We start from the raw sequence: 11,597 nt of genomic DNA on the forward strand, positions 1-11,597 counted from the left end.
TTTTGAGGGAAATCGAAACTCAAATCAGGATTGCAAACAGAACCCTAATACCTTCCCTCTCCCCGAATAATGAGCGTATAGTTTGTTCATGCCAACCGCGCGTAACGTGTCTTTTGTTAAAAAGTGCTTTTTGTCCGGCACACATCGAACGGTCGATCCCACGGCGACGTGGGCGCGAATCAAGCCGCTTTTCCCGGATATCGGAATCACCCGGGTCGCGGATGTCACCGGTCTAGATTGCATTGGAATTCCCGTATGCAACGCGATCCGCCCGAATGCGCGCTCCTTGTCCGTGTCCCAGGGCAAAGGGGTCGGATTGCCACAGGCGCGGGTTTCGGCGGCGATGGAGGCGATCGAGCTGTTTCACGCCGAAAGAACACGTGGCGACGTCGTAAGAGCAAGCTTCACGCATCTGGGCCATGGCAACGCGACCGATCCACGTGATCTATCCCTGCTCCGGAGCGAGACCCAGGGGTTACCGAATACTCCGATCCATTGGGTGCAGGGTCATGACTTGATCAGCGGTCGCCCGGTCCGCGTGCCCCGCGATCTTGTCAGCTGTGATTTGCGCCACGACGCTCCGACGGATGGGATATTCCTGACCAGTTCCAACGGGCTTGGCGCGGGCAACACAAGAGAAGAAGCCATCCTTCATGCGCTCTGCGAAGTGGTCGAGCGCGACGCGACATGCCTGCATCAGGCCGCAAGCGCCCGGTTCGGCGGCGAACCGGCCCTCGTCGATCCAGATACGATAGACGACCCCCTGTGCCTGTGGTTGATGGAGCGGATCACACAGGCCGAAATTGACCTGCATGTATGGGTCCAGTTCAGCGATCTTCAGGTATCCTCTTTCGGATGTGCGATTTCGGACCGTCACGGCGGCAAGTTTCCCGGAGCGCCGATTGGCACATTCCAGGGATATGGATGCCATCCCGACCGGGGTATCGCCCTGTCACGCGCGATCACCGAGGCGGTCCAATCCCGGCTGACCTATATCGCCGGGGCGCGCGACGATCTGTTTCGCGACGATTACGCCAGTATCCAGACGGCGCGCAATCGCCGGGGCTGGCTTTCCTGGCTGGAAAGCAAGGGGCCGATGATGAATTTTCGCCGCGTGCCAAGCTGGGCAAGCGACGCCGTGTCTTTCGACCTTGAGGCGATGCTGGACATGCTCGTGCGCCATGGTTTTGACCAGGTTGCATGGGTTGATCTCACGCTGGACCGGATCGGCATTCCGGTCGTCAAGGTGGTCGTTCCCGGGCTTGTCGAGCCAACCATCGGCAACGAGGTGCCGCGGGGCAAACGGGTCGACAGGTTTCTCGAACGGTTGAACCTGTTCACGACGGGGACGAACGGCAAACCGCGCATGGGGGACCCGGCATGAGCGATACCGTCGTCTTCCTCGGGCCCACGCTCTCCCGCCAGGACGCCGGGCGCGCGCTTGGCGCGCATTTCCTGCCGCCAGTCTCGCAGGGCGACATTATCTCGGTTGCAAATGACAGACCACGGGCCATCGGGATCATCGATGGATATTTCCAACTGGTGCCCGCCGTGTGGCACAAGGAGATCCTGTATGCACTGGACAAAGGCATACCGGTCGTGGGCGCGGCCAGCATGGGTGCCCTACGCGCCGCCGAGCTGGATGCGTTCGGCATGGTGGGGGTCGGCCGCATCTATCAATGGTACCGCAGTGGATTTCTGGAGGCCGATGACGAGGTTGCAGTGATCCATTCGCCATCCGAGATCGGCCACCGCCCCCTAAGCGAGGCAATGGTCAATATCCGTGCCACACTTGAGCGTGCGGTTCGCTGCAACGGGTTGCCGACGGAAACCGCCTTGGCCCTGTTGGAGGCCTGTGCCGCAACCCCCTATTGGCAACGAAGCTTTGACAGGCTTCTGGCTGATGGCAAAGGATTGGGGCTTTCCGACGCGGAACTGACAGCGCTGGAACGCTGTGAACGAGTGGATCAGAAAAAACTGGACGCTCTCGAGATGCTGGAATGGATGGCCCGAGCCCCGGCCGTCGACGCGGCCACACCGGAATTCCCGTTCAACCGGACCAGCAAATTCGACCGGCTCATGGATCAGGATACCTGCCTGGCGCGCAATGGGGACGCCCGCATTACCGTCAGCGTATTGGCCGATTTCTACCGGCTGCATGGCCAGCATCTGTTTCCGGGTGCGAAATCGCTGGCGCTTGCCCGGGCCGGGGGTCGGGCAAGCGACGTTGTGGACGCCTTGCGATCCGAGGGAAGGCTGGACGCGGTCCTGAGCGAAGCAATGGCCCGTGACCGAAGCGACGGCCTGCGCCCCTGCGAGGGCGACGACCAGGCCGTGCTGGAGCGGTATTGCCGTCAGGCAGGTCTGAAACCGGATCAGACAGCCCGAGACCTTGGCCGGACTGTCGGACTGGATGACGGCGAAAGATTTATTGAACGGTTGCATCGTTTCACCTTCAGGAGCCCGTAACACGTATGAGTGCCCCAACAGACGACGCCGGTCCGGACCGGAATGGTTCCGCTACCACCCGTGAGCTTGTCTATCGTTTTCACACGACCTTCGACGGGTCCTTCCCCGAGGTGCCTTCGACCCTGGGGCCGAACAGCTACATGCTTCTATGTTCGATCGCGCAGCAGCCCACGAAATCGGGAGAGCCGCCGGTCATTCTGGACCTTGGGTGCGGCTCTGGACGGCTGTTGCAGATGCTTTGTGACCTGGGATTGCCGCGGGAAAACCTGCACGGGGTCGATTTCGTACCCGAGCAGATCGCCCGCGCAAGACAGCGTCTGGGTGACGCAGCCATCAATCTGGTCTGCGCGCAATCCCAAAACCTGCCGTTCGGCTCAGGCTCGGTTGACCGCATTGTCATCCATATGAGCCTTGCGACCATGCTGCCGCTGGAACGGACGCTGTGCGAAATCGACCGCGTTCTGACCCCTGATGGAAAGCTCGCCATCATCGTGGATGGCCAGGCCCGGCCCGGTACAATTGACCAGATGTACGCAGAGATCATCTACGAGGTTGTCGCCGATGAGCAACCCGATCTGAGCCTTCATGCCACCGGTGACAAAAGGGTCTGCGATCCCATCGCCCTCACCGAACTGACAGATCGGCATACCGATCTGATCTTGCAAGGTGAACCTAAGAGTTTTGAACTTCTGTTGAAAATGAACTCCCGGGACTACCTGAGTTTCCTTGAAGGCGAGTACCTTTGGAAGCTCTTGAGCAGTTCAGGTCGAGACCGCGTCAGAAAGGCGGTGATGAAGCTGTTTGAGGCGTACAGCAACGAACCGGCGACAATCCCGCTGGCCATGCAATTGATGGTGTTCGAAAAGCGCATAAACGCACCCAAGGCCGAATAGCCGTTTGGCCCTCAATCCTCGGCGAATGGCAACAGGAGGGGGGGCACCCGTTGCAATGCGTCGGCGTCCAACCCCATGGCGCGCGCCCTTGCAACGATGAAACGGCCTTCTCCGGCAAGAGAGAAGTCGGACGCGAGCTTGAACGCGGCCGCAAGGCAACCGGTGGCTCGGTCGGCATCCTGATCCTGTTCCAGCCTATGTTGCGCGCATTCGGCCAAGACCCGAATTCTGGCTCCAAGTCCCATAGAGCGTCCCGCCCGCGAACTTTGCTCGGCCTTCCTGAGCCATGCCAAAGGGTCGGGTCCAAAACCGCGACGGGCCAATTCATCGAGCTTTGATCGCGCTTCGGGCGGCAAGGTGGATCTTTGCCTCAAGAACCTTGCTACACCCAGATATGTCAGCCCATGCTCATGATCCGTTTCGCCGCCTTGTAACATGTCCAAGTGTTCGGAAAGCGCGGCAATGGCGTCAGCTTCATCTCCCATGGACGCTTTGGCGGCCGCAAGATGCGGCAGCGTCTCATAGGGAATGGCATCTCCACCCAGCGTGCGGCGCTCTCGCATGGCGCGTTCGTAGGCTTCGATGGCCAGCTTCAGTTTCCCGCATTCATGATGGACACGGCCGATGAAATGGTTTGCAAACCAAACCCCCGGCCGATCCCCAATCGAATTGGAGACCTTGAGCGCCCGTTCGAGTACGGCCAGCGCCTCGTCGAACTCCCCGACGGTAAACAGATCAATCCCCAGGTTTCCAATCGGATAGGCAAGTTCCTGCTTGTTCCCAAGTTGTTCGAGGATCGGGATCGCGCGCCGATTGTTCTCGATGGCTTGCCTGTAAGATCCCAATAGACCATGCGCCGAGGCGATGCCCGCCAACGAAATCGCAATCAGGTTGTGGTCTGCGAGACGTTCGCCAACCGCCAGCGATTGCCGATAGAAATCCTGTGCGCGGTGGTAATCTCCGGAATACTTGTATGTTCCGGCAAGCATGCTGAGCGACTTGCCCACCATTTCCTGATCGTTTGCGCGGCGCGCGATGGCCCAGGCCAGTTCCAGCCGCTCCCGCGCTCTGGCAACATCCCCCGATTGGCGCAGGACGTCGCCAAGAACGATCAGCATATCGATTTCCTGCCTCGGATCTTCTGTTGCCAGAATGGCGGACAGGCCGTTTTCCAGCACCTGGACGGCCTCTTCCCAGTCTCCTGTCAGTGTAAGCAATGCCCCAAGACGCGAACAGATCGACACTTGCAGATCAAGTTCGATACTGTATTTCAACAACCGCCGATAAAGGTAGATCGCTCTTGGCGCATCCAGTTTCTGATACGCCATATCGGCAGCCGCCCGAAGGTAGTGCTGCGCCTCTTCTGGCATTTCCCCCTGCTCGAAGTGATAGGCCAGAGCCTCCATCCGGTCGAGGTCATCTTCGCCAGAGAGGCTTTCCAGCGCCCTTGCCGCCTGTCGATGCAGGTTTCTGCGCACCACGACCAGTTGCATGTCATAGATCGCGTTGCGCAACATCGCATGCCGGAACCGGTAATATCCGGGCGAACGTTCCACCCAGATCTGTTGCGCCTGCCCCTCTTCCAACGCATCGGCGACCATCCGGTCATCGTTGAGCATGTCCCGCAAGAGCCGCGCACCGAATTCATCGCCCAATACGGCGGCAACCTGGATCACCGATTTCAGCCGCCCGGGCAATCGGTCTATGCGCGCCATCAGAATACCGCTCAACCCCTGGGGCAGATGCGCAACGGCGTCCGGCGCCAGTTCGACTCGCGCGTTCACCCCCTTGCCCCGATGCAGGAAACCTCCCGAGGCGCCCAAGGTCAGAATCAACTGCTCAAGGTAGAGCGGATTCCCGGCACTCTTGTCCCGCAGATAGTCGACCAAACGCTGGGACACAGGGGCCCTCAGAGCCCGCTCGGCGATCCGGCGAACGCCGGTGGCGCTCAGGCTTTCCAGCCGGATCATCGCCCGCACGTTTTCCGATCCGAAAGGCACCTTGGGGACATTACCGTTGTCGTCAAGCCGACAACTCGCAAGCACGGCGACAGCAAAGGCGGACTGGCTTGCGATCAGAGCAAGTATCTCTTTGGATGCCGTATCAAAAGTGCCCACGTTCTCAGCAATCAGCACCAGTGGATTGCGCCCTGCCAAAGCCCGCAACAATGCGATTATGCCGCGGATTGTGTTGCGGTAGCGAAGCTCGGGACCGACCTGCGCATATGTCGAGTCCGCCCAGTGCACATTCAACAGCGCCGCGATAAAGGATCTGGTAAACACAAGCTCCTCTCGTAGCGCCATATCTGGGGTTCGATCACACAGGGCGTCGAAATCTGAAAGGAAAGTGGACCTCCTTTGCGCCTCGTCTTTCAGCGCGCTCAGTTTGAAAACCTCTTCGAGAGTTCTCTGGAAAGGGCCAAGCGGGCGCTCCAGAACGGTTTCCGGTATCAGGTTAATGACCACCGGAGAGGGTTCCTGAGGCGTATTCGCCTCTTTCAACCGTTGCTGAACGACCGAAAGCAGAGTGCTCTTTCCCGAGCCCGCCCCCCCGGTCACCACCGCCACACCGCCCCCGCCCGATTGCAGGATCGTCCGGACGGCGCCCAGCAGTTCCTTGATCTGCGCGCTTCGTTCGACGATCTCGCCGGAGGTGGTCACATGGGCATGAACGTCGCGCCGTCCGCCCAGCGCATAAACCGGCTGAGGGTCCGAAAACCCTTTCAGTTCCAGGTCACCGACGAAATCAAAATGAAAACGACCGAGGGCGTGATCCCGGGTGGAATTGTCCAACAAGATCTGCCCGGGCTCTGCCGTCGAGGCCAGACGGGCCGCAAGGTTCACGTATCGGCTGGCACAGGTATAGACTTCGTGACGCCGCGACCCGGAAAACCCCGCATGCGACAGGCCATAGGTCAGCCCTGCGCTGACAGATCTGCCCAGATGCTCGGACACGTGCACGGCGAATTCTATCGCTCGCCCGACATCATCTTCGGTCGCGATCGGCGCCCCCCAAAAAATCAGCGCCGTACACCCTTTGTCGCCATCCGTAACACCGTTGATGAAACCGCCAAACAGATCATGCGCTTCGAAGAGGGTTGTGACAAACTCCTCCAAAATCTCGTTCGGCCTGTTCAGATGCACGAACAGTGTCGCGGTCCAGCGAAACTGCCCATAACCTTCGGCGGTTGCCACCACATCGGGATAGAAATCGGTGACGAGCGGATCGCTGGTTTCGGGCACCGGTGACAGAGCAAGCGGCGCCACGAGGTTTTCGACATCTTCCACAATACAGGCGTCCCCGCCCGGAACGCTTTTGGTTCTGGTCGCCGCCGAAAACCGGGCCGCAGTCGCCGAGGCCGCAATCAACTCGCCCGGCCCGGCCATTTGCCGGACCCTTGCCGCATCGACCACGGGGGCTCCGTCAAAGTAATAGATATGTCGCCGCCCCGAAGAGTCCCCAAGAATACGCCAGTTCACCCGTCCATCAGCGATTCCGATCCGAGCGTTGATGGTGAAGGTGCCAAAACGGGTCTGGTAGGTGTGCCTCGACCGGATGGTCTGGCGCATCTCCCACCCGGCGGCAAGGCCGCGATTGATGACCGAGCCCAGACCGGCCGTTTCCGGAAAGACGGCGAGAAACCCGTCACCGGTATAGTGGGCAACAAACCCGCCGTGTTCGTACACGCAGGAGGTCATCGGCTCGAAAATGGCGCGTATGATACCGGCCAGGATCTCCGCGCCCGGAGGGCCATGCACGCTCAGCGCGTCGGTCACCCGGGTAAAGCCCGACGTATCGACATCGATGGCAAGCGCCTGGAAATACCCAGACGATCGCCCGGCTTTGTGTTGGTCGAGTATGAAGGTGGGACAGAGCGGCCGGATCGGGACCGATATGGGGCTGGATATCAATGCTTCTTGATCCTGTTCGACTGTATTGCGTCCTCCGATCACATCACCCGACGTGAACACCAAGCCCCGTGTTCATTACCCCGGCCCCATGGTGGGAACCTTCAAGACTTACTTTTTACCAGGCTTCCTCGATCCTTTTTTCGCCGCAGGTTTGGGCGCCGGTTCATTCTTGGCAACCCTGCGCCCTTCGGCTGTACGGCGGGCATCCGACGCGGGCGGTGTCTCGGCAGGGGGATCCCCGGCAACGCGACGCCCCTCGGACGGGCTCAGATCCTCGGACACGCGCCGCGCCGCGCTGTCACTTTCCGGCATCCCGGGTTCGGCGACCCGCCGCCCTTCGGTCACGCGACGCGCTTCGGCATCCGCCGCGCCCTCGTCCCAATCATCAAGCACGCGTCGGCCCTCGGCAACGCGGCGCGCGACGGCGTCCGAAGTTTCGAAGTCGGCATCGTCAACAATACGTCTGGCGGCGCCCACCCTGCGTGCCGCAGAACCGACGACCATTGATCCGTCGTCGTCGGCAACGCGCCGCCCCTCGGCGACCCGCCTTGCCTCGCCCACGCGGCGTGCTTCACCGACACGTCGCGCCTCACCGACGCGGCGTGCTTCGGCAACCCGGCGCGCGGCACTATCCTCGATGGCGGGAACGCCGGAGAACGCCACAGTACCGTCACCGGCAACGATCGGAGGATGACCGGTCTCCCCGTCAGCCCATGCTTTCAGGACGGCATCAATCTTTGGTACCGGAGGCAGCGGCAACACCAGCTTGTCGACACGGTTCAACGCCGATCCGCTCATCGACCATTCGGTCGCGCCTTCCTCCACCACGACTTCGGCTCCTGCGGGAACCGCCAGCCCCGCGTCTTTCAGTGCACTGACAGGATCCGCGATCAATTGCGCCTTGAACGCCTTGTCGGTCCAGGCCCGCGCAATGATCTTGGAAATGCGCAATGACCACAAATGCCATTCTGCGCAATCCAGTGGATGCAGGATGTCATGATCTGAATCACCTAAAGTCATCGAAGTTCTCTCCCCTGGTAAATCGTTACACCCCACCGGATCGCACCGGAACGCTCAGCAACTTGGAAATCGGCCCGATACGGCAACTCGTGATGAGGATAACGTTAACAAATTCCAAACTATTTTGCAGTCAGTTTCTCTCACAATTTTCCGCGAAGCCACGGGGTGTCGGTAGGCCCGAGTCCGAAAATCGTCGACGGCCCGGGATACCGGGATCGAACCAGGCCATGACCGAGGTGTTTCATGCGCTTGTCATCGCGTTTTCGGTATTGATCCGACCGGATACGACTTCGGGCGCGACGAGCAAGCTATGCAAGCGATCGCGACACATCGGTTCAGCCTGGCACGCGGCGCAGGCAATACAGTGCTGCCTCGGGCGCTCCGCTTGATGCCGGTTTCGCAATGGAACTAGTTCGCGGCCAGGACTTCGGCGTTAAAGCCCCCGTTGCGCCAGCGAACCAGCGCTGTCTCGAAACCGGGTCCGGGTAATCCGTCCACTGCCGCAGAGTAGTACCCCGCCGCCCGCAACTTTTGCTGGATTGCCTTTACGGTGTCTGGCGACCACTCGCTGGTGGCAGTGGTCAGTTGCTGTAACAGCGTTCCGCGATCCTCGGCCACGCCACGCAACAGCAAATTGGCGGCTCTGTTGAAATCACGGGACACGCCACGCCCCTCATCCAACAGGATTGCCGCCGCACGATAGCCCTCGTACTCGCCCTCGCGCGCCGCGCGCAAGAAATAGTCCAAGGCCAGTTCCGGCGTATCTATGACACCGTCCTGGGCCAGAACCCCAAGGTTGAACACAGCCTTCGCCGAACCGACCTCGGCGGCCCTGCGCAAGAGGGAAATGGCCCGCTCCGTGTCCTGCTGTCCCCGTCCCCCCTGGAACAGCGATACCGCCAGATTTATCATTGCATCGGCACTGCCCGCCTCGGCCGCCCGTTCATACAAGGCGAAAGCGGCTTCGGTGTCCTGCGGAATGCCATTGCCGCTTTCAGTCAGTTGTGCGAGGCTCACCATCGCCCGCAAATCCCCACGTTCGGCGGCACTGCGATACAGTTGGACCGCCCGCGCCAAGTCCCCCGAAGCGGCCGTCGCCCGCGCCAGCAGCGCGGTATAGTGAGGCAGATCTGGCGATTGGACGGATGCGGCGGAACAGGCTTGTATCGCAGCCAGAGTGTTCTGGGCCAGACGATCGAACGGAACACCGGGGACCGATGCGGTCGCATCACGGGGATGTGTCGCCAACCTTTCGCATATCGCCTCTGGCGTGCTGTCTTCCGCGTTAGGCAGCAACTCAAGCAGCCGTCTTGCCTCGGAGTGGCGTTCGCCTTCGGGAAACCGTTCCAGATAGAACTCCAGCAGCGGTCGCATTCTGCTCCGTCTGGCCAGGGTCCAAAGACGCTCGGCCTCCGCCCTTTCGTCGCGAAACTCAAGCGCGCGGGTCCGTGTGCCCGTCTGCAAATAGGCCAGAACATCTTCGGCGTGCGGGCCCTGGGGGTAGCGATCTATGTAGAGCTGCATCAACGCATCATTCTTCGCTTCGATCGCGACCTGCCACAGCATGGTTTCTTCGGATACGGTCACCGGATTGCGGTCGAACTGGAACGCGCGCGTGAGCGAGGAATTGTCCCAAGGGATCTGGCGGCCTCCGGTGGCGGCCAGAACATCGCGCCGGACGGCGATCATCAACTCGGAGACGTCCTGTCCCGGCGTGTAGATATGGTCGAGAAGCGCCTGGGTGAAGAAGCTGTTCCGCCCCGTGCCGTCATAAGCCACATTGTCGGGTTGCGTCGCATAGGCGAACATGAAATTGGCAGAGGTCCCCACCCGCGCAAGGCCGCTGCCCACCTGGGGCAGCCCGGCCCCGGCCACACCGAACGGGTTGTCGCGGCAAGCGTCCAGAAAAACGAGTTTCAGCCCTTTGGACCGTTCGAGCGCTTCGACGACACGCGCCAGCGGTACGGTCTGGTTTTGCAGGTCCTCGGGCGAAGAGATCCGCGCATCGGTCGGCACCAGGTAGTTCTGCCCGTTTATCTGGAACCCATGTCCGGCGTAGAAGAACAAGGCGACATCGGCCGTTTCCGCCGCCGCGCTGAATTTTTCTATCGCGTCCCGCGTATCCGCCTGGCTGTAGTCGCCCCCCATGAGCACGTCAAAACCCAGCCCTTCGAGCGCCACGGTCAAATCGAGCGCGTCGTTCCTGGGATTCTTCAGCGGTTCGATATGGCGGTAGGACGAGTTGCCCAGAACAAAGGCAACCCGGGTCTCGGCCCAAAGACCGGACGTCATCAGGAACAGCAGACCGGCGAATGCCGCAATCAGGGTTCGCATCACGTCCCCATCACAGATCCGAAACCCGCGAAAGCTGGATACCAACCGTTTCGAGGGAGTCGGCCACAGTTGTGATCGTCGCACGCTGAATACCCGCCAGTTCGGGGTCTTCGACCCGGACCAGAGCGATCGCCTTGCGGATTTCACCCGCCGCGTTGTCCAGTGCCGTTCTGGCCTCGGCCAGCGCATCACGCCGGATCGCCTCACGCTCGGCATCCGTTGTTGCCGTGGCAAGGCGCCGCTCCGCCCGTGCGCGGCTCCGGTCGACGTCAGACCTCGCATCGCGGATGATGGTTGCCACGTTTTCCATACCCGGCGGCAGATCCGCCGTGATATCATCAAGCTCACCGGCAAAGCTGTTCAGCGCATCCGACAAGCAGGCGAGGTAACGGCTGACATCGTTGCTGCCCTGCTGGCAGCTTTCGGCCGCAACAACCAGTCGGTCCGAAATGACCCGGACATCTCCCAACGTCTTCAGCGCTGTCTGCTTCGTCAGCCCCGTTGTGCTGGTACCGCCCCCGATTGTCGTTCCTTCCGTGAACAGCACACGGATGTCATCCGTCGGGTTCGGCAGCCCAGTGTCGCCCACCAATGGCGGCCGTGGCACACCGTCAACAGGCGCATCCACCGTCATCGCACCATCGACATACGAGATATCGTAGTTTTCCAGGCCGCTGCCGACGGCCGAAGCCGCCACGATGGAAAACGGGCTATTCGCAGCCAGTGCGCCGGGTTCGACACCCGCACTGGTCAACTGAACGCTGTTGACGCTGTCTCCTTCGACAACCAACCCTGATACCGAAAACTCGGTTCCTTGGAACACGAACTCTTCACCCTGGATCTTGGTCTGGTTCAGCGCCGTCACCACCAGCGGTGCGGGCGTCACCGTCAGCGCCCCGTCGACATAGGAGATCGCATAGTTCTCCAGCCCCGTGCCCAGCGCGTCCGAGGCCACGATGGCATAAGGCAC

At 60.9% G+C, this 11,597-nt stretch carries 7 protein-coding genes; 3 read left to right on the forward strand and 4 right to left on the reverse strand.

Going from position 1 to position 11,597, the window contains the following annotated elements:
* The first annotated feature begins 88 nt into the window (after positions 1-88).
* Genes OE747_RS23200 through OE747_RS23210 form a run of 3 tightly spaced genes read left to right on the forward strand, consistent with a single transcriptional unit; the run spans position 89 to position 3,362 of the window.
* Entirely contained in the window at positions 89-1,384 is a 1,296-nt protein-coding gene (locus OE747_RS23200) for a YcaO-like family protein (RefSeq protein ID WP_263830832.1), read from the forward strand.
* Positions 1,381-2,469: a TfuA-like protein gene (locus OE747_RS23205; protein WP_263830833.1), complete on the forward strand. Its 1,089-nt coding sequence runs from the start codon at positions 1,381-1,383 to the stop codon at positions 2,467-2,469. The genes OE747_RS23200 and OE747_RS23205 overlap by 4 nt, the downstream gene beginning before the upstream one ends.
* Before the next feature lie 5 nt (positions 2,470-2,474).
* Positions 2,475-3,362 (forward strand): class I SAM-dependent methyltransferase, encoded by an 888-nt coding sequence (locus tag OE747_RS23210; protein ID WP_263830834.1) that lies wholly within the window; start codon positions 2,475-2,477, stop codon positions 3,360-3,362.
* 11 nt (positions 3,363-3,373) lie between these two features.
* Here OE747_RS23210 and OE747_RS23215 read toward each other — a convergent pair whose 3' ends face one another.
* The 4 genes from OE747_RS23215 to OE747_RS23230 form a co-directional block, all read right to left on the reverse strand.
* Entirely contained in the window at positions 3,374-7,273 is a 3,900-nt protein-coding gene (locus OE747_RS23215) for a tetratricopeptide repeat protein (protein WP_263830835.1), read from the reverse strand.
* Between the two features lie 108 nt (positions 7,274-7,381).
* Positions 7,382-8,293, reverse strand: coding sequence for a hypothetical protein (locus OE747_RS23220; RefSeq protein WP_263830836.1), 912 nt, complete (start codon positions 8,291-8,293; stop codon positions 7,382-7,384).
* A 408-nt stretch (positions 8,294-8,701) separates the two neighbouring features.
* Positions 8,702-10,627, reverse strand: a complete 1,926-nt coding sequence (locus tag OE747_RS23225; protein WP_263830837.1) for a caspase family protein — start codon at positions 10,625-10,627, stop codon at positions 8,702-8,704.
* A 10-nt stretch (positions 10,628-10,637) separates the two neighbouring features.
* A partial coding sequence (locus OE747_RS23230; protein ID WP_318527334.1) for an MBG domain-containing protein occupies positions 10,638-11,597 on the reverse strand: 960 nt, incomplete at its 5' end.

Origin of the sequence: Ruegeria aquimaris (assembly GCF_025751555.1) — a bacterium.
GTDB classification, from domain to species: Bacteria; Pseudomonadota; Alphaproteobacteria; order Rhodobacterales; family Rhodobacteraceae; genus Ruegeria_B; species Ruegeria_B aquimaris.

Excerpts from the sequence above, each read along its gene's own strand:
- OE747_RS23200 (WP_263830832.1), top strand. The coding sequence starts at position 89 with ATGCCAACCGCGCGTAACGTGTCTTTTGTTAAAAAGTGCTTTTTGTCC.
- OE747_RS23205 (WP_263830833.1), top strand. The coding sequence starts at position 1,381 with ATGAGCGATACCGTCGTCTTCCTCGGGCCCACGCTCTCCCGCCAGGAC.
- OE747_RS23210 (WP_263830834.1), top strand. The coding sequence starts at position 2,475 with ATGAGTGCCCCAACAGACGACGCCGGTCCGGACCGGAATGGTTCCGCT.
- OE747_RS23220 (WP_263830836.1), bottom strand. The coding sequence starts at position 8,293 with ATGACTTTAGGTGATTCAGATCATGACATCCTGCATCCACTGGATTGC.
- OE747_RS23225 (WP_263830837.1), bottom strand. The coding sequence starts at position 10,627 with ATGCGAACCCTGATTGCGGCATTCGCCGGTCTGCTGTTCCTGATGACG.